This window comes from Rathayibacter tanaceti (assembly GCF_001634385.1).
Classification (GTDB): Bacteria; Actinomycetota; Actinomycetes; order Actinomycetales; family Microbacteriaceae; genus Rathayibacter; species Rathayibacter tanaceti.
The window spans coordinates 1-24,149 of the sequence record NZ_LIIN01000033.1 but is presented as its reverse complement, the minus strand read 5'-3'; the positions used below and the strand labels follow the sequence as shown (position 1 = coordinate 24,149).

Below are 24,149 nucleotides of genomic sequence, written 5' to 3'. Positions count from 1 at the left end.
CCGATGCGAGTCCGGCCGGTGCGAGTCCGGCCGGTGCTGGGCGGGCCGGAGCGCTGCGGGCCGGTGCGGGGCGGGCCGGTGCGCATCCGTCCGGTGTGCATCAGTGGCGGGGGAGCGGCGTCTCGACGATGACCGTCGTCGCCTTGACCACCGCGACCGCGGGCGAGCCGGGCGCGAGCCCCAGCTCGCGGACCGCCTCGCTGCTCATCAGCGAGACCACCCGGTGCGGCCCGCACTGCAGCTCGACCTGCGCCATCACCGTGTCCATGACGATGTCGGTGACGATCCCGACGAAGCGGTTGCGGGCGGAGCGGCCGACGGGAGAGGGATCGTCCGGGAGGACGGCGTTCGCCCGCGCGAGCTGCGCGACCTCGAGGCCGTCGACGACGCGCCGCCCCGAGGCGTCCTTCGCGCTCGCCAGCGTCCCGTTGTCGATCCACCTCCGCAGCGTGTCGTCGCTGACCCCCAGCGCGGCGGCGGCCTCCCGGATCCTGATCTGCGGCATGCCGTCGATCCTACGTCCGCACCTGCGTTTCTGCGGGGTCGGCGTGCTCGCGGCAGTCTTGCCGCGCCGGTCGGCCGGCGACCGCGAAAGCCCTCGGGAGGCGGTCAGCGGCTGCGCGGCGCCCCGCCGCCGGCAGCCGCACCCGCGGTCGGAGTGGTGCGGGTGTCGACGCTCGCCGTGAGCGCGACCGTGTAGCCGCTGGTCGCGTCGCCCGTCATCGTCGCGAGCTGGAGTGCTGCGCCGTCGTCGCTGAAGACCATGTCGTCGTCGAGGCTCACCTGCGCCAGGTTCCGCGCGGACCCCGGGTAGTCGTCGAGCGCGTAGACCGCGTCGCACGCCTCCTCCCGCAGGGCCACCTGCGAGGTGGCGATCGCGTTCGTCGCGTCGGTGATCGACTCGACGTCGGGGTACACCTCGAAGTGGATGTGCGGCCAGCGGCCGGAGTAGCAGCCGGGGATGATCGAGGTGAACGAGACGGTGCCGGCGCTGTCGGCGACCTGCACACCGCGGAGGTAGGTCTCGTCCTCGACTCCGCTGGAGTACATCGAGTAGTTCCCCGCCGCATCGCAGTGCCACACATAGACCGCGGCCCCGGCGAAGGGCGCGCCGCCGTTCGCCGCGTCGAGGATCGTGAGGTTCAGCGCCATCGACACGCCCTCGGCCGTGGCGCCACCGTCGATGCTCGTGCGCAGATCGCTCCGGACGATGCCCGATCGCTCGAGCACGTCGACGCCGTTCGAGCCGTCGCCGGGGTAGGGGCCCGCGGTCTCGTCGGGGATCTCGGCGAGAGCGGCGGGTGCGGTGGGAGTGGCGCTCGCGGTGGCGGTGGCCGTCGCTGCGCCCGCCGCTCCTGTTCCGGATGCTGGTGACGTGCACGCCGCGAGTCCGAGCGTCGCCGCGCCTGCGCCGACGAGCGTCAGCACGCCGCGCCGCGAGAGCAGCGTGCGCACGTCGAACGGGAGGCCCTGGTCGACCACCTCCTCCTCGGGGCGGTCGAGCGGGCGGCCCTCGTAGGCCGGTCCGTCGGGCGTGTTCCGGGGCTCCGGGATGCGGGTCATAGTCGTGCTCCTCGTCGATCGGGGTGTCCGTCCCGAGCAACCCTGATCGGGTCCGCTATGCGCACCCTGTGGCCCTCCTCTGACCCCGTCGCGACTCTCCTGGTGCTCCGAACCCGACCCCGAATCGGTTCTGGCGGAATAAACTTTCCCCAAAAGGCCGTCGGGCTGGCAGAGTCGTTCGGCGGCCGACTACTCGATAGCTCCGCCGTCGAAATTTGTCTTGCGGTACGATGTACCGGCCCGGTCGCCGAGTCCGAGCGGAGTCTCTCATGCGAAGGTAGGCAGGCTGATTCGAATTTCAATTCCTCGACGCAAAATACCGTGGAATAAGAAATCCGCGCTTCAAGTGGTCTCGGCGGCGGCAGTCGTTGTGGTGATGAGATTTATCGGCCGTTTCTCCAGCGTCGTGTACTTCGCGGTACCGGCGGTGGCCGCGGTGGTGACGTGGCTTGCGACCTACGTGATCTACCGCGATTCCTGGGGAAAGCTGTCCCGGCCGATGTTCCTCCGGTCTGCGTTGGCGGCGATCGCGCTCTTCTTCCCGGCAGGCCTCGTATACTATCCCGCCGGGCCTTATCTCCTTACCGCGGCAATCACCGTGTATGTCGGCTTCTTGTCTCGGCGTCGAACAGTGATCGCTGCTGGAGTCGTAGTCGCGGTGCTCTCTGTAGCGCAAGGCAGCCAGGTTCTTCAGTTCTTTCTTGTGCCAGCCGCCGCCGAAGGGGCTGCTGCTCTCGGCGAGATTGTGGCGCTTGAGCGCACGTCAGCCCTCCTCAGCGGAGGCATCCTCCTGGTAGCCGGCGTGATACTCATGTGGCTCGAACGCCGGGCGAAAATCCCCGTTTAGAGCAGGTGACCCCTCCTTACCGAAGTGCTCCACAACGTCCTCAACGAGTTGTCTCTCCAAGGTGGTGTGCGATGGCTGCGATCCAACGGGCGGACGCGCGCACAGCCGCCTTGGTCGACGTCGCTCTCGCCCTGCCTGCCGACGAGGCGTCATGACCGACCTGGACAGGTGGGGCGTGCTGACCGAGGGGGTCGTGCAAAAGTTCCCCTCCCGGGGCGCTGCCCGGCGATTCCAGGACGCTCACGCCGAGTTCTGGGGGCGGCGATCGCCACCGATGATCGTCGACGGTGAGCGGTGGGTCGAGGCCGACCAGAAGGCGGCTGATCCATCGGAGTGGAGCGGGCGTCGGCTGCGGTGAGCGTTCGCCGTGAGGTGGATTCCGACGTTCTGGATCATCTCGAGCGGCTGGACGCGCAGCTGCCAGCGCTCTCGTGTCTGGGCCTGTGTGAGCAGTCCTGTCACGAGCACATCGACGCCTCCGCGGCGGAACGGGCGAGGCCCCTCAAGCGGGGTGTCGACCTCGACTTTCCGACAACGGATGGGGCGTGCCCTGCGCTGTCGAGGACCTTCGGAGTCGGCCGCTGCACAGTCCACGAGGTGCGGCCGATGATCTGTCGGCTGTGGGGGTCGTCGGGCGCGATGCCATGCCCGCACGGGTGTGTGCCCGAGGGTGGTCGGGTCAGTGACGGGCAGGCCATGCGGTGGATGCTGTCGAGTCTCGACGTCGGCGGACATGCCGGCACTCCGCCGGAAGTGAACGCGCTACTCGAGCAGTGCCTGGCCGACGAGTACGCCGCGCTCGCGCGGCAGGCGTGGACCGGATGACGGTGCGGAAGGCACTCGGGAAGTAGTCCTTGAACTGCGCCCGCAACAACGGACCACGCCCGCGCGAGCCGCTCCCCTCCGCGCCGCCACGTTCGCACCTCGCTCCAGTAGTGCAAGCACTCGCGACAGAGCGGTGCTGCGCCCGTCAGGTGACGTCGACTGCGTCCCAGAACGCGGCACGCAGCCGGAAGCGGACGGCGTCACTCAACGAGTACTCGCCGATAGCGGCCGAGAGGTCCAAGAGGAGCGCACGGTCGAGATCTCTCGGCACGAACGGGCGATTGTCCCGAAGCTCAACACGTTGCTCAGACGTAGCTGCCCCGGCCCACGCCGTATAGGTCTTCTGCGCGACCTCGTCGATCACCTCCTCTGAGGCCGCGGTCGGACTCTCGATTGAAGATCGAGGGTCCGCCGATGAGTAGACCAACGTTGCATCGCTCGCGGCCGGCCGCGAGACGGGTCGCGGAGTCGGTGCTGAGGTCGCAATCCGCGCGATATCGGCGGGCGTCGGAGAGGAGGTCGAAGGTGTCGCGGACGGCACCTCAGCCTCGATCCCGGTGGCGGCCATCGGGCGGATGGACGTATCGAGGAGCTGCGCGTCGAGGATCTCAAGACCGTCGGCGGCGACCGAGAGATGACGCTGACTCCGTGTGCCGGCCGGGTCCGGGACGGGACCGCGAGAACGATGACCTGCACACCCTGAGCTTGCGCCTCATCGACGGCCTCGGTGAGGTCGTCGTCGCCGGAGAGAAGATACATCGTGTCGACGGCGCCGGTTCGAGAATGACCGACCATATCAAGACCAATCCGAAGGTCCACGCCCTTCTGCTCGCCATCGACACCGATCCTGCCCAACCGCAACTTCACCCGAGGCAAGAGGGAAATCTCCTCCTGAGCGGACGTCGCTTTCCCATCACGGGCAGCGTCATACCAGTACACACGCAGCAGAGGCAGCCCGCTGCGCTGCTCGACCAGAGCGATCAGGTCCGCGAGCAGGACCGTGTAGTCGACACTGATACCCCGACGGATCGAGGAGCCGGTCACACGAGTCGCCGCGGCCGCAATCAGATAACCGGCATCAACATAGAGAGCGGAACGGGATCGCACGATCCTCCTCGAAATAAGCATGGCCTCGAGCATCAATCCTGACGACAACCCGAGATCGCGATTCTAGATGCGGGACCTGTAACACTCGAACCTGAGGGTTATTCAGAGCACACGATCCACGGCCTGGGAACTGGCGTTGATCAGCCATTTTGCAGCGATCCAGCAGGGCCCTGAATAGCCCTTCCTGACTCTTTCAGAGTTGAACGGACCGAGCGCACACCCGTCACCGGTCAGCCGGTCTACGTGCCCGCTACCGATCGACTTCCCAGGAGGTGCACCGGCCCCTAGGCAAGTCGTCCGTCGCCCTCGCGAAAGAGCCGGCGCCGACGTCGCCTGAAGGGCACGAACCAGAAGGCGCACCGCGATGACCGCGACCACCGCAGACGGCCGCTGGGTGCCGCGGGTCGATAGAGCGAAGCGAGCCTGGATCGACTTCCAGGCCATCTCCGACGCTGCAGGTGTCTCCTCACGGAGGTGAGCGGCGCCTTCTGCGCGTCGTCGCGGTCGCTCATGCCTCCGGCTTCGACACCCCGAGCCGCACCAGTGAGATGGCGGAGGACACGCCGCGCTTCGGCAACACGACGCCCCTGTGCACCTGGCCGGAACAGAAGAACGACTGACCTGGGCAGCAGGAATGAGGAACTGCAGCGCGAGATCACCCGTGCCGCGCTCGAAGCGCTCGAGGGCACCGGATTCGCTCCCGCCGGTTCCGGTGCGATCCGCGAGCACAGCGTCATCAACCGACTGACGGAGGACGTCGACGTGTTCACCTCGGACACTGACGTCGCCCACTTCCGCCGCGCGGTCGACCAGGTGCGCGCGGGCCTCGGGGTGTCCGTCGTGAGCAGGGCCGGCTACGTCTCTGCCCGACCCCGCTCGGAAGCCGTCACGACTCTCCCGGCGCTCCGAATCCGGCCGCGGCGAGAACGGCCTGCCCGGCGTCGGAGGCGGCGTACGCGACGAAGGCCGCTGCCGTGGCGGGATCGCCCGCTCCCGTCAGCGCGGCGATCGGGTAGGTGTTCACCGCCGCCGAGGCCTCGGCGAAAGGGATGCCCGTGACCGAGCCGCCGGAGCCGAGGACATCGGTCGCATAGACGAGTCCCGCGTCCGCCTCGCCGGACGAGACCTTGCCGAGCACGTCGGTGACCGACGACTCCTCGCTGACCGGCGCGATGTCCACGCCGGCCGCCTGCTCGACCGCGGCGGCCGCTGCTCCGCACGGCACCTGCGGAGCACAGAGCACCGTGGCCGTCCCCGGCCGGGCGAGGTCGGCGAGCGAGCCCACCTGCGCGGGGTTGCCCGGAGGAACGGCGATCTCGAGCGTGTTGGTCGCGATGTCGACGGGGTCGCCTGCGACGAGGCCGGCGTCCGTGAGAGTGGCCATCGTGCGCTCGTCGGCCGACGCGATGACGTCGGCAGGGGCGCCGTTCACGATCTGCGAGACGAGGTCGGCAGAGCCGGCGAACGAGAGCTCGACGTGGGCGCCGGGCTCGGCGGCCTCGAAGTCCGTCGCGAGCTGCGTGAAGGCGCCCTTCAACGAGGCCGCGGCGAAGACGGTGATCGAGCCGCCCTGACCGGCCGCGTCGTCCGACGTTCCCGAGGAGGAGCCTCCTGCGCCGGCGCACCCGGTGAGCAGCAGCAGGGCGGCGGTGGGCAGCGCGAGGGTGGACGGATGAAAGCGCACGGCGGCCTCCTCAACAGTTCCGCACCTGCGGAGCTGGAGCCAGCCTAACCACTCGCCTGCGGAGACTCAGGCCACTCCGTACCGCTCTCGAGGATCGATCAGCGGGTACCCCGGAGCCACCGGCACCGCGATACCGAGGTCGTGGATCTCTTGCCGCCGCAACCGGCCCGCAGCCGGCTCGTGCTGCTGGAGCAGCTCGATCACGTTGCCGTCCGGGTCGGCGAGGTACACCTGCTCGACGAAGTCGTCGCGCACCCGGTAGCCGCCGCAGCGCTCGAGCCCGCGGGCGGCGAGCGCCTCGAGGAACGGCGCGAACGACTCGACCATGATCGCGAAGTGGTGCACGAGCCCCGTCTGCAGCTCGTCCTCCTCCCACCGCGGCGGATTCGCGACCAACCGGCCCGGCGTCTTCTCCTGGACCACGTGGATCTCGGCCGTGCCGAGGCGGAAGTACGCCCCGTGGAACACGAAGTCGCTGGGGCGGGTGAACTCGGAGCACCCCAGCACGCCGACGTAGAAGTCGCGCGTCGCGTCGAGGTCCGAGACCACGAGGGCCACGTGGTGCAGGTGAGCGGTCGGGGTCATGGGGAGTCGTCCTTCTCATCGTCGAGTGAGCGGTGCGGTCGGCGCCGCGGGTCGCCCCAGATTCGCCCGACCTGCGCGCCGTGATCGACCGCGTCGTCGCCGCGGCGGCCAGAACGGACGGATGTCCGCTCTCGCCGCTCTCGCGACACGATCCGTCGCCGAGCTCCCGGTCGTCCTCTTCACTGGCGGCAGTCGCCACTGCAAAGGAGCATCACCGTGACCTTCCCCCTCGCCGTCCTGTCCATCGTGCTCAGCGTCGCCGCACTGCTCGTGCTCATCGTGCGGCTCCGGATCCACCCCTACATCGCGATGACGGCGGTCGCGGTCGTCCTCGGGCTGGTCTTCGGCCTGCCCCTGATCGACAAGGAGCGCGGCGTCCTGGCCGTGCTCGAGGGCGTTCTCGGACCCGCGCTGGCGCACATCCTGCCGCTGGTGGGGCTGGGCTGCATCATCGGCGAGATCATCTCGCGCTCCGGCGGCGGCGAGCTGCTCGGCCGCGTCCTGCTGCAGAAGGTGGGGCCGCAGCGCGGGGTGCTCGCCGTCGTCCTCGCCGGCCTGCTGGTGGGCAGCACGATCTTCTTCGACACCGCCGTGATCCTCCTCGCCCCCATCGCCCTCTCGATCGCCCGGCAGGCCGGTCGTCACGCGGCCTTCTTCGCGGTGCCGATGGCGATCGCCGTGCTCGCCGTCCACGCGATCCTCCCTCCGCACCCCGGAGCGGTCGCGGTCGCCTCGGCGCTCGGCGTCGACTACGGGCTGCTGGCGGTGCTGGGCCTGTCCACGATGCTGCCGGGCGCGGCGGTCGGCTGCCTCTGGGCCTCCCGCCGCCTCGCCCGGATCGACGCCCGCGGGGGTCTGCCCGCTCCGGAGGCCGGCACTCCCGTCGAGCGCACCGTCGCCCAGCCCGACACGCGGGCGGTCTCGACCCTCGCCCGAGGCAGGGCCGCGGCGACTGCCCCGTCCGCGACCGTCACGCACCTGCTGACCAAGCTCCTGATCGTGCTCACCCTGCCGGTGCTGCTGATCCTCCTCGCGACCGTCACCGCCCTCGTCGCACCGCAGCCGACTCCGGTGGGCGACGTCGTCCGGTTCCTCGGCACCCCTGTCATCGCGCTGATGATCACGACGGTCGTCGCCTACCTGCTGCTGCTGCCCCGGTCGGCCCGGAGCGGCGGGGGTCTGACCGAGGTCGGCCGGGTGGGTCTGCGCCCGGTCGGCGAGATCGTGCTCTCGACGGGCGGAGGCGTCGCGTTCGGCGGCGTGATCGCCGCCTCCGGCATCGGCGGGCAGCTCGTCGAGCGGCTCCAGGAGGCGCACCTGCCGCTGGTCGTGTTCGGCTTCGTCCTGGCGGCTGCTCTGCGGGCGACTCTCGGCACGACCACGGCGGCGGTCACCACCGTCGCGACGCTCCTGGCCACGACCATCGACACCACCACCGTCGATCCGACGCACGTCGCGCTGCTCGCCGTCGGCATCTCGGCCGGAGGCGTCTGCCTGTCACACGTGAACGACGCCGGCTTCTGGGTCCTCTCGCGCTACTTCACCATCCCGGAGCGGACGATGCTCTCGACCTGGACCGTCGGCGTCACGATCATGGGCGTCGTCTGCGCGACCCTGACGACTGTGCTCTGGTACGTGCTGCCGGGGGCGCCGGCCTGAGCGGTCCTCCGAGGGCTGCTTCCTCGAGTGAATCGCGCGCCTTCCTGGCCTGACGAGCTGTTCGGCATCGGGCCCGGCGCGGGGGCGGGGAGCCGCGCCCGATACCGAGCCGGTCGCCGTCTCCCTGATCGTGAGCGTCGCGGTACCGCTCGACGTGTCCGTCACCCTGCCGGAGACCGGAGACCGGAGACCGGACCGGCCGTCGGGCCGTCTCGGAGCGATCCGGCTCGCGCTCACGGCCGAGAGGGCTTCACCACTCGGGAGAGCCCGAGAGTTCGATCACCGCGACCGATCCGTGACGGACGACGAGCTCGTCACCCGCCGTGACCAGGACCGCGTCCAGGGGTGCGAGGGTGACCGCGTCCGCAGCGACGTCGTCCGAGAGCGCCACGATGAGAAGACTCTGCCCCCGGCCCGGCCCGAATCGCGACTCCGGCGCCGTGACGATTCTCAGGTCGGCTGCGGAGAGGTCGCGGGACACGATGATGGTGAGGTCGGTGGTCGGCTGCGCGACGTCGACGGCTCGCACGTCGTCCTCGCCGCGGAAGCGCAGGACGCCGTGTCTCGGCACATCCGTCGGCGTCCCGTCGATGTCGAGGCGTAGCGCGCCGTCGAGGGGCACGATGATCCGGTCGCAGCCGGGGAAGGGCGAGAACGCCCCGTCCTGCGCGATCGTCGCGATGCTCGCACGCCACCACCAGTCCTCCTCCGCGCTTGAGGGGTGACGAGCGATCTCGGAGGTCTCGCCGCCTCCGTTGCGCCAGCGGCTCACCGGGCGCGAGGCGGCACGGAGAATCTGCACGCTCACGAGCGGCGTCCGTCCTTCCAGACGGCGTAGGTCAACGGCATCCCCGGACGGTAGGCCAGGTGCGTCGCCGAGGGCGCGTCGAGCGCGTGGAGGTCGGCGCGATGCCCGACCGCGATCGAGCCGATGGCTCCGGGGCCGGCGTCGCGGTGCAGCGCGAGGGCTCCTCCGTGGGTCGCGGCCCGGACCGCCTCGTGGATGCTCAACCCCATCTGCAGCACGGCGGTGGCGACGCAGAAGGCCATGGAGCTCGTGTAGGAGGTGCCGGGGTTGCAGTTGGAGGCGATGGCGACGGGGACGCCCGCGTCGAGGAGGCGCCGCGCAGGCGCCAGTGGCGCTCGCGTCGAGAGATCGCAGGCGGGCAGGACCGTCGCGACCGTGCCCCTGCCCGAGGTCCAGCTACTGGCGAGTGCGTCGAGGTCGTCGTCGGAGACGAAGTTGCAGTGGTCGACGCTGGCGGCCCCGACCTCGACAGCGAGTCGGATCCCTCCGCTGTGCCCGAGCTGGTTGCCGTGGACGCGGAGCCCGAGCCCCGTTGCGCGCGCAGCGGTCAGCACCCGCCTCGACTGCTCGACGGTGAAGGCGCCCTGCTCGCAGAAGACGTCGGCCCACCGGACATGGGGGGCGACGCCCGCGAGCATCGGACCGCAGACGAGATCGACGTAGTCGTCGGGGTCGAGGCCGTCGGGGACGAGATGGGCGCCCAGGAAGGTCGCGTCGCCGACCTCGGACGCGGCGATCACGGCTCCGCGGACCTCGTCGTCGACGGTGAGGCCGTACCCCGTCTTCGTCTCGAGCCAGGTGGTGCCCTGGCCGAGGGCCTCCCGCACCCGGCCGGCGACGAGCCGCGCCAGCCGTTCGTCGCCGGCCGCACGCGTCACAGCGGTCGTGACGGCGATGCCGCCGGCGGAGTAGCTCTCGCCGGCCATCCGCGCCTCGAACTCGGCGCTGCGGTCGCCGTCGAAGACGAGGTGGCTGTGCGAGTCGACCCAGCCGGGGAGGAGCGCCCGGCCGCCGAGATCGGTGCGGTGATCGGCCGCGGGCGCGGCGGAGGCGCTGCCCACCCAGGCGACCAGCCCCTCCTCGATCACGAGTGCGGCGTCGTGCAGGACGGTGTGGTCGCCGTCCTGCGTCATCAGCTCGCCGATGCCGGTGATCACGTCGCTCATCGTCGCTCCCTCTGTCCTGACTGCTCCGACGGATTCGTTTCCGCCCGGCCTGTCGCCGCGGCCAGGAGTGCACCGACCTCGCCGAGGGCGGCGTGCACACCTCCGCGCGCGATGACCTGTCCGGCGACGACGACCGTGGCGACATCGCCTGCTGTGGCCGAGAGCACCAGCTGGCCGGCCTCGCTCCCCGCGGTGCGGGCGGTGGCGGGATCGATCTCGAGTAGATCGCAGGGCAGTCCCTCCTCGATCCGGCCGGCGCCGGCCGGTGCTCGCCGACCCGCCCTCGCCGAGGCGCGGAGGAGCTCGGCCGGGCTGAAGCGCCCTCGCCGCCCGGAGCCGAGCCGCTCGCCGTGCTCGAGCGCTCGCGCCTCGAGGAGCGGGTCGACGACGGCGTGCTGGTCGGTGCCCAGCGCGATCACCGCGCCGGCGTCACTGAGTGCTCTCGCCGACCCGATGCCGTCTCCGAGATCGGCCTCGGTCGTCGGGCACATCACGACGGTCGATCCGGCGGCGCCGAGCAGCTCGATGTCCTCGGGGGAGAGATGGGTGGCGTGCACCGCGGAGAACCTCGTCGAGAGCAGGCCTCTCGCCTCCAGCAGACCGATCGGCGTGAGTCCGGTGGCCCGCAGGCACTGCTCGTTCTCGGCGGGCTGCTCCGACACGTGCATGTGCAGGGGGATGCTCGGGTCGAGCTCGGCCGACACCACGGAGAGCGCTGCGGCGGGAACGGCTCTGACCGAATGCAGGGCGGCGCCGACGGTGATCCGCGCCGGGTCGAACTCGGAGGCGATCGTGCGGCGCAGGTCGCCGAGCCGCCCGAGCCAGCCGTCGATCGAACCGTCGCCGAAGCGGGTCTGCTCGGCGCTCAGGGGCTCGCCGATGCCGCCGGTGAGGTAGCACGTGTCGAGCAGAGTCAGCCGGATCCCCGCGGTCGTCGCGGCGCGGGCGAGCGCCCGCTCCATCGCGTGCGGTTCGCTGTACGGCGTGCCGTCCGGTCGGTGGTGCACGTAGTGGAACTCGGCGACCGAGGTCCACCCCGCGGCGACCATCTCGGCGTACACGGCGGTCGCCACCTCCTCGTACCGAGGAGGGTCGAGGCGGAGCGCCTCGCGGTACATCAGGTCCCGCCAGGTCCAGAAGCTGCCCCCGTCGCCGTGGGTCCTGCCGCGCAGCAGGCGGTGGAAGGCGTGGGAGTGCGCGTTCACCGCGCCGGGGTGCACCACTCCGCTCAGGACAGTGTCGACGGCGGTGGCGTCGACCCCCGCTGCGACCGAGCTGATCGTCCCATCGGCGGCCGCGGTGATCCGCACCCGGCTCTCGATCCGGTCGCCGAGGAGGGCCTGCGCGGCCCAGTACGAGGTGGCGCCGCTCACAGGAGTCCCTGCAGCACGTCGGCGAGGACCGCGGCCGAGTCGTCGGCGTCGGCCTGTTCGACGAACTCCTCCGGTGAGTGCGAGATGCCCGAGGGGTTGCGGACGAAGAGCATCGCGGTGGGCACGGCCGAGGCGAGGATGCCGGCGTCGTGTCCGGCGCCGCTCCTCAGCACCGGAGCGCCGGGCACGAGTCGGGCGACAGCGCGGCCGAGTGCGGGATCGAAGCCGACCGTCGGACTCCACGACTCCTCCGTGACGACGGCCGAGCAGCCGTGGCGCGCCGCCGTCGAGGCAGCCTCACTCGCGATGCGGGCGACGAGGTCGCGGGTGACGGCGTCGTCCTGGTGCCGGACATCGAGCCAGAAGTCGACACGGGAGGCGATGACGTTCGTGCCTCCGGGGTGCGGCTCGAAGCGGCCGACGGTCGCGCGGGCGTCGTCGGTCGCCGTGGCGAGCTCGGAGACGAGCCCGACGAGGGCGGCGGCAGCGACCACCGGATCGGAGCGGTCGGTCATCGGGGTGGTGCCCGCGTGGTTGCCCTGGCCGCTCACCGTCACCTTCCACCGTCCATGCCCGAGGATCGACGAGCCCACGGCGATCGGAGCGCCGAGGTCGATGAGACCGCGGCCCTGCTCCACGTGCAGCTCGACGAACGAACCGATGCGGGCGAGTCCCTCAGGATCGGCTCCGAGGTGAGCCGCATCGATGCCGGCCTGCGAGTAGGCCTCAGCGAGCGTCGTCCCTTCGCGGTCGGTGAGCCGCCGCGCGGCGTCGGGGTCCAGCAGCCCGGTGAGCAGGCGTGAGCCCAGGCACGCCACGCCGAAGCGCGAGCCCTCCTCCTCGGGGAAGACCACGACCGCGAGCGAGCGGCCGGGTTCGACGCCCCGCTCGCGCATCCGGTCGATCGCGACCAGAGCGGCCGCGACGCCGAGCGGGCCGTCGAAGGCGCCGCCTCCCGGGACCGAGTCGAGATGGCTGCCGGTCACGAGCGCGCCCCGCATGGGTGGGCCCCACCACGCCCAGAGGATGCCGTTGCGGTCGGTCTCGACGGACAGCCCACGGCGCTCGGCCTCGTGCACGAACCACTCGCGCAGCTGGCGTTCCGCGGAGGAGAAGACGGGACGCCGGTAGCCGCCGGTGGCGCCGTCGCGTCCGATGGCGCTCACGGAGTCGAGGAGATCGCTGACCGATGCGGTCGCGTCGTTCACGGAGTCACCGTCCTTCGAAGTCAGGCGTGTCGCGGGCGCGGAAGGCTCTCAGGCCTTCGTCACGGTCGGCGCTGGCGGCGATGAGGGCGGAGAGGGCGCGCTCGTGGGCGACGCCGACGGTGAGGGGAGCGTCGAACGCCGTCAGCACGGCGTGCTTGGCCATCCGGGTCGCCAGAGGCGCTCCGGCCGCGATGCGCTCCGCGATCGCACGGCTCTCTCCGACCAGATCCGTCAGAGGCACGATCCGGCTCACGAGGCCGGAGGCGAGGGCTTCGGTCGCCGTCAGGCGCCGGCCGGTGAGCAGCAGGTCCATCGCCATCGGCTTGCCGACCGCGCGCACGATGCGCTGCGTGCCGCCGGCGCCCGGCACGATGCCGATCGACGTCTCCGGAAAGCCGAACACGGCGTTGTCGGCCGCGACGATCACGTCGCAGATCAGCGCGAGTTCGAGTCCGCCGCCGAGGGCATAGCCGGCGACCGAGGCGACGAGCGGCAGCCGGACGGCGGCCACGTCGTCCCACAGCTCGCTGAACCCGCTGGTGTACAGCTCGATCGCCCTGGCGTCGCCGAGAGAGCCCAGATCCGCGCCGGCGGCGAAGGCGCGCTCGCCGCCCTGGAGGACCACAGCCCTGGTCGTCTCGTCGCGGTCCAGCGTGCGCAGGGTGTCGACGAGCTGCACGAGCAGGTCGCGGCTGAGCGCGTTGCGCTTCTCCGGCCGGTTCAGGGTGATGACAGCGACGGCGCCGTCTTGCTCAAGGGTGATCACCTCGGTCATCGCGCGGTCCTCCGCTCGGTCAAAGCCCGGACCGTGTCGTCGCGCTCGGCGACGGCGGCGGCGAGGGTCTCGGGTGTCCACTCGTAGAATCCGCGGCCGGCCTTGGCGCCGAGGGCGCCCTCGGCGACGAGCGCGCTGACGATCTCCGGTACTCCGGCGGTGGTGTCGAGCTCGGGCATGATCACGGCCGACACCTTCTCGACGGTATCGAGTCCGGCGAGGTCCATCAGACGCAGCGGCCCGGACGCCGACCACCGCGGTGCCAGCGTCGTCTCGACGGCGCGGTCGACATCGGCGACGGTGGCGGCCCCCGATTCGACCAGGGCGATCGCCTCGCGCAGCAGCGCGTACTGCAGGCGGTTGATCACGAAGCCGGGCATCTCGCGCCGCACCTCGATCACCTCCTTGCCGATGGCGGCGCACAGGGCCATCACCCGCTCGACGGTGAGGTCGTCGCTCGCTGAGCCGCGGACGACCTCGACCAGCGGCATCACGGCGGGCGGATTGAACCAGTGCAGTCCGACCAGGCGTCCGGGTGTCTCGAGCCCGGACGCGATCTCGGTGATCGGGACGCTGGAGGTGTTGGTGGTCAGGATGCAGTCCGCGGGGACCAGCCGTTCCAGCTCGGCGAACACCTCCCGCTTGAGGTCGAGCTGCTCGACGACGTTCTCGCTGACGAACCCGGCCTCCTCGGCGCAGGCGGCGAGGTCCGTCGTGACGGTGACGCGATCGACCTCGTCGCCGATGCGCGCCTCGATCGCGGCGAGGGCGGAGGCGAGCGTCGTCTCGCTGCGGGAGTAGAGCGAGACGGGGTGGCCGTGGGCGGCGAAGACCCCGGCGACTCCCGCGCCCATGGTGCCGGCGCCGATGACGGCGATGCGGATCGGTTCGGGGGAGGTCATCGTCAGACCACCCCGCCCGCGTGCAGATCGGCGATCTCCCGGGCCGTGAGCCCCAGGTCGTGAGCGAGGATCTCGTCCGTGTGCTGACCCAGGGTCGGCGCAGCGAGGTCGGTGGTCCGCGCGGCTCCGCTGAAGTGGACGGGTTGCGGCACGACGTCGACCATGCCGGCGACCGGGTGGCGCACCGACTGCACGAGACCTCGGTGCGCGGCGTGCTCGCTGGCGGCGACCTGGGCGATGTCCCAGATGGGAGCAGCGGGGACGCCGGCGTGCTCGAGCTCCGCGACGACGGTGTCGACCGGTCGCGTGGAGGCCCAGGACTCGATCACCGCGCGGAGGTCGTCCTGGTGAGCCATCCGGGCCGGGTCGCTCGCGAAGCGCGGATCCGTCACCAGCTCGGGTTGCCCGAGGACGCTGGTGAGTCGGGCGAAGAGCGGATCGTTCGCCACGGCGATCACGACGTGCCCGTCTGCGGCGGCGTAGCCGTCCATCGGCGCGCTGATCGGGTGGCTGTTGCCGATGCGTCCAGGGAGCGGGCCGCCGCCGAGCAGCTGCGACAGCGACACCATCTGCAGCGAGAAGATGGAGTCGAGCATGGCCACGTCGACGTGCTGACCGGCTCCGGTGCTCGCCCGCTGCAGGAGCGCGGCGAGGGCGCCCCAGGAGCCGTAGATCCCGGCGACGACATCGCCGACGGCGTCCCCGATGCGCGTCGGCGGGCCGTCGGCCCATCCGGTGACGCTCATGATGCCGCCCATGGCCTGCACGATGTGGTCGTACGCGGCGCGCTTCGAGAGCGGTCCGGTCTGCCCGAAGCCGGAGATGCTGACGTAGACGAGCCGGGGATTGATGGCCTTGACCGTCTCCCAGTCGATGCCGAGGCGGGCGGTGACTCCGGGGCGGAAGTTCTCGACCAGCACGTCGGCCTGCTCGATCAGCGTGAGGAGCAGAGCGTGCCCCTGCTCCGACTTCAGGTCGATGGTGATGCTGCGCTTGCCACGATTCAGCAGCATGAAGTACGTGCTCTCACCGTTCTGGTGCGGCGTGAAGTGCCGGGAGTCGTCGCCGTGCCCCGGGAGCTCGACCTTCGTGACCGTCGCGCCGAGGTCGCCGAGCATGGCGGCGCAGAGCGGACCGGCGAGCACCCGCGCCAGGTCGAGCACCTTCACCCCGTCCAGTGGTGCGGTGGGAGGAGTCGTGTCAGGCATGGGGGTCGTCCTTCACAGTGGTGGTGATGATGCCGTGCAGCGTCCCGTCGGCGACGAGACTGCGCACTGCTTCGATGTCGGGGGCGATCTCGGTGTCGCTCGTCCGGTGGCCGACCCGAGATCGGACGGCGTCGTACACCGCACCGGTTCCGGCCCCGGGTCGTAGCGGCGCATGGAACTCGACGGCCTGCGCAGCGCAGAGGAGCTCGATGGCCACGATGGTCTGCGCGTTCGCCGTCGCCCGCCTCGCCTTCAGCGCCGCCGTCGTCCCCATGCTCACGTGGTCCTCCTGCCCGGCCGAGGTCGAGACGGTGTGCACGGTCGCCGGTGCGGCCAGCCCCCGGTTCTCGCCGGCGAGGGCCGCGGCCGCATAGGGAGGGATCATGAATCCGGACGCCGCCGACGTGCCAGCCATGAGGAAGGCCGGCAGCTCGCTGTAGTGGTGGTTCGTGAGGCGGTCGGAGCGCGCCTGCGACATCGTGCTCAGCTCGGCCACGGCGATCGCCAGGTAGTCGAGGGCGAGCGCCGTCGGAGCTCCGTGGCCGTTCCCGCCGGGCAGGGCGACGAGCTCCTCGTCCTCGACGACGAAGACGGGGTTGTCGGTGACCGAGTCGATCTCGACTCCGATGACCCGTTCCACCTCGGTGAGCGCGTCCCGCACAGCGCCGTGGACCTGGGGGATGCAGCGCAGGCTGAGAGCGTCCTGCAGCCGGTGGGTGCGGTGGGCGGCGAGGATCTCGCTCGAGGCGAGGAGCGCGCGGAGGCGATGGGCCGTCTCGACCTGGCCGGGATGCGGCCTCAGCGCCTGCAGCCGGGGGTCGTACCCGCGGCTGTTGCCGCGCAGCACCTCGAGCGACAGCGCGCCGGCCGCATCGGCGACGTCGACGAGTCTCCGGGCGGCGTGCACGGCGAGCGCGCCGACGCCGGTGATCTCGTACGTGCCGCTGATGAGGGCGTGACCTTCGCGGGGTCCCGGCTCGATCCGTTCGATCCCGGCACGCCGGAGCGCTTCGGCGCCGGGGAGCAGCTCGCCGTCGAACCAGGCGCGCCCCTCTCCGAAGACCGCCAGTCCGATGTGCGCGGTGGCCGTGAGGTATCCGACCGAGCCCTGCGCGGGCGCCCACGGCGTCACGCCCCTGTTCAGCATGTCGACCATCGTCTGCAGCAGGCGCACTCCCACGCCGCTGAAGCCCCGCGCGAGGGCCGTGATCATGACGGTCATGACGGCGCGCACGGCCGTCTCGTCGTGCGCTTCGCCCACGCCGCTGGCGTGACTGCGCAGCATGCCCAGCTGCACATCGGCGACCCGCTGGGTCTCCACCCCGACGGTGTAGAGGTCGCCCACTCCTGTGGTGAGCCCGTAGACGGGCCGTCCCGAGGCGAGGACGTTCGCGATCATCGCCTGGGTGCGCGCCACACGCTCCAGCGCGTCGGGGTCGAGTTCGACGTGCGCGCCCTGGGCCACCGCCACCACCGCCTCGAGAGAGGTGGTGGCGGTGCCGAGAGTCACCGTGGTCCCGGAGTGCACGATCAGATGCTCGGGGCCGAGACGGCCAGGGCCTCCGGCGTGCCGGTGGACTCCGCCGCGGCGCGGGCCGCCTCGAGCATCGGGATGCGGACTCCGCGCTGCTCGGCCACGTCGACGGCCCGCTCGTAGCCGGCGTCGACGTGCCGGATGACGCCCATGCCCGGGTCGTTCGTGAGTAGGCGCTCGAGCTTCTCCGCGGCGAGCGGGGTGCCGTCGGCGACCGAGACCTGGCCGGCGTGGATGGATCGGCCGATGCCGACGCCGCCACCGTGGTGCAGGGACACCCAGGTGGCTCCGGAGGCGGTGTTCAGCAGGGCGTTCAGGATGGGCCAGTCGGCGATTGCGTCCGAGCCGTCCGCCATCGCCTCCGTCTCGCGGTAGGGAGACGCGACCGACCCGGAGTCGAGGTGGTCGCGGCCGATCACGATCGGCGCCTTCAGCTTCCCCTCGGCGACCAGCTCGTTGAACCGCAGACCGGCCTTGGCGCGGTCGCCGTAGCCGAGCCAGCAGATGCGGGCGGGAAGGCCCTCGAACTCCACGTGCTTCTGCGCGGCTGCGATCCAGCGGTGCAGGCCCTCGTTGTCGGGGAAGAGCTCGAGGATCGCCTCGTCGGTCACCCGGATGTCCTCGGGGTCGCCGGACAGCGCGACCCAGCGGAACGGGCCGAGCCCCTCCGCGAACAGCGGCCGGATGTAGGCGGGGACGAAGCCGGGGAACTCGTTCGCGCGGGAGTAGCCGCCCTGTCGGGCCTCGTCGCGGATGGAGTTGCCGTAGTCGAAGACCTCGGCGCCCGCGTCCTGGAAGCCGACCATCGCCTCGACGTGCCGGGCCATCGACTCCTGGGCCCTGCGCGTGAAGTCCTCGGGATCGCGGGCGGCCTCGACCTCGCGGTCGGCGACCGAGACTCCGACCGGGAGGTAGGAGAGCGGGTCGTGCGCCGACGTCTGGTCCGTCACGATGTCCACCGGCACGCCGCGCTCGAGCAGGAGCGGCAGCACCTCTGCGGAGTTGCCGACCAGCCCGACCGAGAGAGCGCGTCCCTCGGCCTTCGCGGCGAGCACCGTGGCGAGCGCGACCTCGAGGTCGGTCTCGACCTCGTCGAGGTAGCGCTTGGAGGCGCGGCGGCGCAAACGGGTCTCGTCCACATCGACGATCAGGACGGCACCTCCGTTGAGGGTGACCGCGAGGGGCTGGGCGCCGCCCATCCCGCCGCAACCGCCCGTCACCGTGAGCGTTCCGGCGAGTGTCCCGCCGAACCTCTTCTTCGCGACCGCGGCGAACGTCTCGTAGGTGCCCTGGAGGATCCCCTGGGTGCCGATGTAGATCCACGATCCGGCGGTCATCTGCCCGTACATCGTCAGGCCCTCCGCCTCGAGACGGCGGAACTCGGGCCAGGTCGCCCAGTCGCCGACGAGGTTGGAGTTGGCCAGCAGCACTCGCGGTGCCCACCGGTTGGTGCGGAACACGCCGACGGGCTTGCCGGACTGCACGAGGAGCGTCTCGTCCTCCTCGAGCTCGGTGAGGGAGCGCACGATGGCGTCGTACGCCGCCCAGCTGCGGGCGGCTCTGCCGGTGCCGCCGTAGACGACGAGGTCGTCGGGGCGTTCGGCCACCTCGGGGTCGAGGTTGTTCATCAGCATGCGGAGGGGGGCTTCGGTCTGCCAGCTCTTGGCCGTCAGCTCGACTCCGCGGGAGGCGCGCACTGCGCGGCTTCCGATCATGGTGGTTCCCTTCTCAGTGGTGCAGGAGCTCAGTGGTGCAGTGGCAGGAGACGGGGCGTCAGCCGAGGTCGTGCTCGTTCAGCCAGTCGGCTGCGACGTCGTCGATGCTCTCCTGATCGGCCAGACGGCCGTTCATCTCGATCAGGTCCTCGGTGGTGAGCGCCGCCGAGATGGCGTCGAGGACCGTCGTCACCTCGTCGGAGGACTGGTCCTCGGCGATGATCGGCACGATGTTCTGCGCGCGGAAGAGGTTCTTGTTGTCGACGAGGGAGACGAAGTCGTTCTCTTCGATCGCCGGACTGGTCGAGTAGAGGTCGGCCGCGTCGATCTGGCCGTTGGAGAGGGCGCTGATGGTGAGCGGTCCGCCGACGTCGAGGGCCCGGAACTCCTTGAAGGTGAGGCCGTAGACCTCCTCGAGACCGGCGACGCCCTCGTGCCGGGTCTTCCACTCCGGCGGCCCGCCCAGCACGAGATCGGCGGCGTGGGGGACGAGGTCCTCGATGGTCTCGAGGTCGTACTTCTCTGCTGTGGCGCGGGTGACGGCGAGGACGTCGGAGTCCTGTGCACCGGAGGGGGTGAGCATCGCGACGCCGTCGGGCAGAGCGTCCGCCAGCTCGGTGGCGACCTCCTCCGGCGCCGTGCCGGTGGCGTCGCTGTTCAGGTAGCTGAGCGTGGCTCCGGTGTACTCCGGCAGCAGGTTGATGGAGCCGTCGAGCAGGGCCGGCATGTACACCTCACGGCTGCCGATGTTCAGCTTCGTGGTGGCCTCGACACCGGCCGCGGTGAGCGCCTGGGCGTAGATCGTGGCGAGCAGTTGGCTCTCGGGGAAGTCGGCGGACCCGACGATGATGCCGTCGGTCGACGCAGCGGGCGCGTCGGCGGCGAGCGGGTCTCCGCCCGAGCTCGACGAGCACGCCGTGAGGGTGAGGGCGGTCGTGGCGGCGAGGGCGGCCAGGGCGAGGGCGGAGCGAGTTCTCATTGCTGTCCTTTGGTCGGGTGTGCAGGAGTGGAGCGAGGGAACCGAGGGAGGGGAGGAACGGGGTCACGCGGTCGCGGTCGCCGCGAGGACCGGCTGAGCGGCAGTGGCGCGGCGTCGGCGCCGGGTGAGGCCGGGGGACACCGCGAAGCGTCCGATCAGGCCGATGGCGAGGTCGACCAGCAGTGCGAGCGCGGCGACGAGGACGGCTCCGGCGAGCATCTGGTCGTAGTCGTTCTGCGCACGGCCGTCGATGATCAGCCGTCCGAGGCCGCCCAGGGAGACGTAGGCGGCGATCGTGGCCGTCGAGATGACCTGCAGTGTCGCTCCGCGGAAGCCGGAGAGGATGAGGGGGAGCGCGCAGGGCACCTGCACCGCGAACAGCACCTTCACGGGCCGGTAGCCCATCCCGACGGCCGCGTCGACCGCGGCGGCGTCCACGGCGCGGATGCCCGCGTAGGTGTTCGTCATGATCGGGGGGATGGCCAGCAGGACCAGGACGATGAGACTGGGGATCACGAAGGCCAGGTCCGAGGCGAAGACCGGGGCGATGACGATGACCAGCAGGATGATCAGGCCGAGCGTCGGCAGGGCACGGAGAGCGTTGGCGACTCCGGCCACGAGGAACGTGCCCTTGCCGGTGTGGCCGACGTAGAACCCGATCGGCACTCCGATGACGGCGGCCACGAGCAGCGAGACACCGGTGTAGATCAGGTGCTGCACGAGGAGCGTGCCGATGCTGTCGCTGCCGGTCCAGTGCGCGGGGTCGAGGAGGTAGTCGATCATGCGCGCACCGCCTTCGGCATCCACGGCGTGAGTCTGCGGTTCAGCAGCACCACGAGCCCGTCGAGCACGATCGCGAGCACCAGGCAGAGCACAATGCCCACGATGATCGGTGTGAGGAACCTCAGCTGCGCGCCCTGGGTGAACAGGAGTCCGAGCTGCTGGGTGCCGATCAGCGCGGCGATGGACACCACGCTCACGTTCGAGACGACGGCGACGCGCAGTCCTGCTGCAATCACCGGTACGGCGACCGGGAGTTCCACGGACACGAGCCGTTGGAGGGTCCGGTACCCCATCGCCTGGGCGGCCTGCACGGTCTCGACGGGTACCGAGTCGAGGCCGTCCGACACGGTGCGTACGAGGAGCGCCACCGTGTAGACGGTGAGAGCGACGACCACGTTGAGGGGGTCGAGGATCCGGGTGCCGAGGATCGGAGGCAGCAGGACGAACAGGGCGAGCGACGGGACGGTGTAGAGCAGGCCGGTCGTCCCGAGGATGACCGATGTGAACATGCCGCTGCGGTGCGCGATCCAGCCGAGCGGCAGCGCGATCGCCAGGCCGATCACGACGGGTACGACGGACAACCCGACGTGCCACATCAGCAGCACGAGGATGGAGTCCGATTCGCGGGCGATCCACTCGACGTTCATCGGGCGACGCTCCCTGACGAGGAACCGGCGGCGTGCATCTCGGCGAGGGATCCGACGACCTCGGCGGCCGTGACCGAACCCACCAGGGCGCCGTCCTCGTCCACCAGGACCCCGCGTCGGCTCGGCGCGCTCAGGCTGGCGTCGAGAACCTGGCGCATGGTCCCCGTGCGAGGCGCCACGGTCCCGCTCAGGTTGAGGTCCGTGAAGGAGAGGGGTCCGCGCAGTGCTCTCGGCTCGACCCATCCCAGCGGATGCGAGCGCTCATCGACGACGAGCAGCCAGTCGTCGTCGGTCGCGGCCCGCGCGATCTCCGCGCTGCTGCCGATCGGTACGGACGGTTCGGCACGCACCACGAGACCGGCGGTGGCGGCGACGAAGCCGAGCGATCGATACCCGCGGTCGCGTCCGACGAAGTCGGCGACGAAGGCGTCGGCGGGAGCGGTCAGGAGTTCCTCGGGCGTGGCGAGTTGGGCGAGCTCGCCGCCGGTGCGGAGGACGGCGACCTGGTCGCCGAGCTTGAGCGCCTCGTCGATGTCGTGCGTGACCATGATGATGGTCTTGCCGATCTCGCGCTGCAGCCGCAGGAACTCGTCCTGCAGCTGTCCTCTGACCACCGGGTCGACAGCGCTGAACGGCTCGTCCATCAGCATGAAGTCCGGATCGGAGGCGAGCGCGCGAGCGACGCCGACGCGCTGCTGCTGACCGCCGGACAGCTGCCACGGGTAGCGCGAGGCGAAGGCGGCTGGCAGCCCGACGCGTTCGAGGAGCTCACCGGCGATCAGCCGCGCTTCGCGCTTGGAGGCGCCCGAGAGGCGCGGGGTCGCGGCGACGTTGTCGAGGACGGTGCGGTGCGGGAAGAGGCCCGCATGCTGGATCACGTAGCCGATGCGACGCCGGAGCAGAGCCTCGTCCATGCCGTTCGTCGAGTGGCCGTCGAGCAGGATGTCGCCGGAGGTGGGACGGATGAGCCGGTTCACCATGCGCAGCGACGTGGTCTTCCCGCAGCCGGAAGGACCGACCAGCACGGTCAGCTTCCCGGTCGGCGCGACGAGTGTGAGGTCATCGACGGCTGTCGTCCCGTCCGGATAGGTCTTGGTGATGTTCTCGAACGCGATCACGAGGCGTGCTCCTTCGTCGTGCGCTCCGCCGTCGGCGGGGCGAGGAGTGATGCGGCTTCAGCCCGGAGCAGCGCGCTGATGCGCGACGCCTGCTCCTCGCTCAGCCGGTAGCTGGGGACGACGCTCGAGAGGGCGGCGACCACCCGATCTCCGGTCATCACCGGTACCGCGATGGCTGTGACGTCGTCCTCGACGCCCTGACGGACCAGCACGAAGCCTTCAGCCCCGGTCTGCCCCGAGAGCACGGCGCCGGCGGCCGAGCCGTCGAGGGGGATGGAGCGACCGACCCAGCTGGCGTGCCGCACCGAATGGGTGCCCTCGGCGATCGCGATGTAGAGAGCGGTGTCGCCGGCTCCGCGGATGGAGAGGTAGCACGACTCTCCGGTCGCCTCGACCATCCGCGCCATGGCGTCCCTCGCCAGGGACACCAGCGACTCGTTCGCCAAGGCGAGCGCTCCGATCTGCACGAGACGCGCGCCGGGAGCGTACCGGCCGTCGGGATCCCGTCGGACGAACTGCTGAGCCTCCATCGTGCGCAGAAGCCGCAGGGCGGTACTCGCCGAGAGCTCAGCGTCACGGGCCGCATCCGCCAGCGAGACGTACCCGCGGTCGCACACGCTTCCCAGCAGTACCAGCGCCCGATCAACCGTGCGCGTTGATGATTCAGCCATAGTCGCCTCCTGTTGCGGACGACGCTAGCCAGGCTGTGTTTCGAGCCCGACCTCCTGATGTTTCTGCCGTGTAAAAGACTTGTGTCACCCAGTGAAAGACCGACGGAGGCGACGCTGCGCGCGAGCTCGCGTTCGGATGGCGCCCCCGGTCCTCCTGCGGCCGAGTGTCGTTCCGACTCGGGTGCGGTGGGAAATGAGTGTCGCCGTGGACCCGGTCACCCAGGTCGAGTGGATCGTGCCCTCCTTCGCGACCGCGGAGAGCACTCTCGTTCGCGCCGAGCGTGCTCGGCGGGACGCCTGTCGCGGCTGCTCCTCGGCCCCGAGCCCGGCCTGCGCTACCCTCTCTGGCTCGGCGATTCCCCGGTCGAGGACCCCCGAGAGCTGGGTCTACCGCCCGAGCTCAGCGATGCGCTCGAGGCCTGGCAGCTGACGTGGAGTCGTCACCACCGTCCGGGCGACGGGTGGACCGACTCCGCCCTGGCGGAGAGCTGGAGGGCCGAAGGCGTGCGCTTGCACCGGCGTGCTGCTGTCGCGCTGTCCGATCGGCTCATCGTCTGCCCCTCGCTCATCGTCATCGATACCCGGCATCTCGGAGGATTCTGACGGCGGCGGCGGCTCGAGAGGAGGACGCTTCAGCGGACACATCGTGCATCCCCGCGGTCAGCCCCGACGAGACCTGACGACACATCATGGAGACGCGACCACCTGGAGGACGTGCGGAGCCTCACCCTCACCGGCGCAGCAGCTCCTCCGCCGTGGCCTCGTCGGTGACCAGCGCGGACGCGATGCCGCCCGTTGCCGCTGCTGCGATCGCCTCCGCCTTCGTGGAGCCGTGCGCGACGAGGATCCGCAGCGGGATCGCCCGCAGCTCGTCCAGGGCGAGGCCCACGCGCAGCTCGTCCAGCGCGGAGGCGACCGGCCGGCCCGCGCGGTCGAAGAACTGCCCCAGCGCATGGCCGGCTGCGCCGGCGGCGCGGGCCTGCTCGAGCAGC

25 protein-coding genes are annotated in these 24,149 nt (G+C 70.8%); 4 read left to right on the top strand and 21 right to left on the bottom strand.

Going from position 1 to position 24,149, the window contains the following annotated elements; genetic code table 11:
- Positions 1 to 100 precede the first annotated feature (100 nt).
- Both ACH61_RS06045 and ACH61_RS06040 read right to left on the bottom strand, forming a co-directional pair.
- Positions 101 to 505 (bottom strand): TOBE domain-containing protein, encoded by a 405-nt coding sequence (locus ACH61_RS06045; RefSeq protein WP_068209849.1) that lies wholly within the window; start codon positions 503 to 505, stop codon positions 101 to 103.
- Positions 506 to 609: 104 nt separating this feature from the next.
- Positions 610 to 1,563, bottom strand: a complete 954-nt coding sequence (locus ACH61_RS06040) for an intradiol ring-cleavage dioxygenase (RefSeq protein ID WP_068209846.1) — start codon at positions 1,561 to 1,563, stop codon at positions 610 to 612.
- 346 nt (positions 1,564 to 1,909) lie between these two features.
- Between ACH61_RS06040 and ACH61_RS06035 the strand changes: the two genes are divergently transcribed.
- Both ACH61_RS06035 and ACH61_RS06030 read left to right on the top strand, forming a co-directional pair.
- A complete protein-coding gene (locus ACH61_RS06035; protein WP_068209844.1) occupies positions 1,910 to 2,410 on the top strand; it encodes a hypothetical protein in 501 nt (166 codons plus the stop codon).
- Positions 2,411 to 2,561: 151 nt separating this feature from the next.
- Complete coding sequence (locus ACH61_RS06030; protein WP_068209841.1) at positions 2,562 to 2,768, top strand: hypothetical protein; 207 nt, start codon at positions 2,562 to 2,564, stop codon at positions 2,766 to 2,768.
- A gap of 612 nt (positions 2,769 to 3,380) precedes the next feature.
- Here ACH61_RS06030 and ACH61_RS17895 read toward each other — a convergent pair.
- On the bottom strand, positions 3,381 to 3,599 hold the full coding sequence (locus ACH61_RS17895; RefSeq protein WP_201787584.1) for a hypothetical protein: 219 nt from the start codon (positions 3,597 to 3,599) through the stop codon (positions 3,381 to 3,383).
- A complete protein-coding gene (locus ACH61_RS19275; protein WP_413784024.1) occupies positions 3,596 to 4,363 on the bottom strand; it encodes an NYN domain-containing protein in 768 nt (255 codons plus the stop codon). The genes ACH61_RS17895 and ACH61_RS19275 overlap by 4 nt, the downstream gene beginning before the upstream one ends.
- A 437-nt stretch (positions 4,364 to 4,800) precedes the next feature.
- Between ACH61_RS19275 and ACH61_RS17290 the strand changes: the two genes are divergently transcribed.
- On the top strand, positions 4,801 to 4,962 hold the full coding sequence (locus ACH61_RS17290; RefSeq protein ID WP_158286122.1) for a hypothetical protein: 162 nt from the start codon (positions 4,801 to 4,803) through the stop codon (positions 4,960 to 4,962).
- A 266-nt stretch (positions 4,963 to 5,228) separates the two neighbouring features.
- On the opposite strand, the gene modA is transcribed toward ACH61_RS17290, so the two are convergent.
- A complete protein-coding gene (modA, locus tag ACH61_RS06015) occupies positions 5,229 to 6,026 on the bottom strand; it encodes a molybdate ABC transporter substrate-binding protein (RefSeq protein WP_068209835.1) in 798 nt (265 codons plus the stop codon).
- A gap of 66 nt (positions 6,027 to 6,092) precedes the next feature.
- Positions 6,093 to 6,611, bottom strand: a complete 519-nt coding sequence (locus ACH61_RS06010; protein ID WP_068209832.1) for a VOC family protein — start codon at positions 6,609 to 6,611, stop codon at positions 6,093 to 6,095.
- 216 nt (positions 6,612 to 6,827) lie between these two features.
- Here ACH61_RS06010 and ACH61_RS06005 point away from each other — a divergent pair, with 216 nt between their 5' ends.
- Positions 6,828 to 8,270, top strand: a complete 1,443-nt coding sequence (locus ACH61_RS06005) for a GntP family permease (RefSeq protein WP_068209829.1) — start codon at positions 6,828 to 6,830, stop codon at positions 8,268 to 8,270.
- Positions 8,271 to 8,520: 250 nt separating this feature from the next.
- Here the strand turns inward: ACH61_RS06005 and ACH61_RS06000 are convergent, their stop codons facing one another.
- From ACH61_RS06000 to ACH61_RS05925, 15 genes are all read right to left on the bottom strand, one after another.
- Positions 8,521 to 9,078: a HutD/Ves family protein gene (locus ACH61_RS06000; RefSeq protein WP_068209827.1), complete on the bottom strand. Its 558-nt coding sequence runs from the start codon at positions 9,076 to 9,078 to the stop codon at positions 8,521 to 8,523.
- Complete coding sequence (hutI, locus tag ACH61_RS05995; RefSeq protein WP_068209825.1) at positions 9,075 to 10,244, bottom strand: imidazolonepropionase; 1,170 nt, start codon at positions 10,242 to 10,244, stop codon at positions 9,075 to 9,077. Before hutI ends, ACH61_RS06000 begins: the two co-directional genes overlap by 4 nt.
- Entirely contained in the window at positions 10,241 to 11,617 is a 1,377-nt protein-coding gene (locus ACH61_RS05990) for a formimidoylglutamate deiminase (RefSeq protein WP_068209822.1), read from the bottom strand. Before ACH61_RS05990 ends, hutI begins: the two co-directional genes overlap by 4 nt.
- On the bottom strand, positions 11,614 to 12,825 hold the full coding sequence (locus ACH61_RS05985; protein ID WP_068209819.1) for an allantoate amidohydrolase: 1,212 nt from the start codon (positions 12,823 to 12,825) through the stop codon (positions 11,614 to 11,616). Before ACH61_RS05985 ends, ACH61_RS05990 begins: the two co-directional genes overlap by 4 nt.
- 4 nt (positions 12,826 to 12,829) lie before the next feature.
- Positions 12,830 to 13,600 carry an enoyl-CoA hydratase-related protein gene (locus ACH61_RS05980; protein ID WP_068209816.1) on the bottom strand — a complete coding sequence of 257 codons (771 nt, stop codon included), beginning with the start codon at positions 13,598 to 13,600 and terminating at the stop codon, positions 12,830 to 12,832.
- On the bottom strand, positions 13,597 to 14,502 hold the full coding sequence (locus tag ACH61_RS05975) for a 3-hydroxyacyl-CoA dehydrogenase family protein (RefSeq protein ID WP_068209813.1): 906 nt from the start codon (positions 14,500 to 14,502) through the stop codon (positions 13,597 to 13,599). Before ACH61_RS05975 ends, ACH61_RS05980 begins: the two co-directional genes overlap by 4 nt.
- A 2-nt stretch (positions 14,503 to 14,504) precedes the next feature.
- Complete coding sequence (locus ACH61_RS05970) at positions 14,505 to 15,710, bottom strand: CaiB/BaiF CoA transferase family protein (RefSeq protein ID WP_068209810.1); 1,206 nt, start codon at positions 15,708 to 15,710, stop codon at positions 14,505 to 14,507.
- Positions 15,703 to 17,238 carry an HAL/PAL/TAL family ammonia-lyase gene (locus ACH61_RS05965; RefSeq protein WP_199220880.1) on the bottom strand — a complete coding sequence of 512 codons (1,536 nt, stop codon included), beginning with the start codon at positions 17,236 to 17,238 and terminating at the stop codon, positions 15,703 to 15,705. The genes ACH61_RS05970 and ACH61_RS05965 overlap by 8 nt, the downstream gene beginning before the upstream one ends.
- Before the next feature lie 2 nt (positions 17,239 to 17,240).
- Complete coding sequence (gene hutU, locus ACH61_RS05960; protein ID WP_068209807.1) at positions 17,241 to 18,959, bottom strand: urocanate hydratase; 1,719 nt, start codon at positions 18,957 to 18,959, stop codon at positions 17,241 to 17,243.
- A gap of 58 nt (positions 18,960 to 19,017) precedes the next feature.
- Positions 19,018 to 19,938: an ABC transporter substrate-binding protein gene (locus tag ACH61_RS05955; RefSeq protein WP_068209804.1), complete on the bottom strand. Its 921-nt coding sequence runs from the start codon at positions 19,936 to 19,938 to the stop codon at positions 19,018 to 19,020.
- 63 nt (positions 19,939 to 20,001) lie between these two features.
- A complete protein-coding gene (locus ACH61_RS05950) occupies positions 20,002 to 20,745 on the bottom strand; it encodes an ABC transporter permease (protein ID WP_236713567.1) in 744 nt (247 codons plus the stop codon).
- The gene (locus ACH61_RS05945; RefSeq protein WP_068209800.1) at positions 20,718 to 21,368 is read right to left on the bottom strand and encodes an ABC transporter permease; all 651 of its coding nucleotides are present in this window, start codon (positions 21,366 to 21,368) and stop codon (positions 20,718 to 20,720) included. The genes ACH61_RS05950 and ACH61_RS05945 overlap by 28 nt, the downstream gene beginning before the upstream one ends.
- A complete protein-coding gene (locus tag ACH61_RS05940) occupies positions 21,365 to 22,486 on the bottom strand; it encodes an ABC transporter ATP-binding protein (protein WP_068209797.1) in 1,122 nt (373 codons plus the stop codon). Before ACH61_RS05940 ends, ACH61_RS05945 begins: the two co-directional genes overlap by 4 nt.
- The gene (locus tag ACH61_RS05935) at positions 22,483 to 23,157 is read right to left on the bottom strand and encodes an IclR family transcriptional regulator (RefSeq protein WP_068209795.1); all 675 of its coding nucleotides are present in this window, start codon (positions 23,155 to 23,157) and stop codon (positions 22,483 to 22,485) included. Before ACH61_RS05935 ends, ACH61_RS05940 begins: the two co-directional genes overlap by 4 nt.
- Before the next feature lie 730 nt (positions 23,158 to 23,887).
- A partial coding sequence (locus ACH61_RS05925; protein ID WP_330220135.1) for a sugar-binding domain-containing protein occupies positions 23,888 to 24,149 on the bottom strand: 262 nt, incomplete at its 5' end.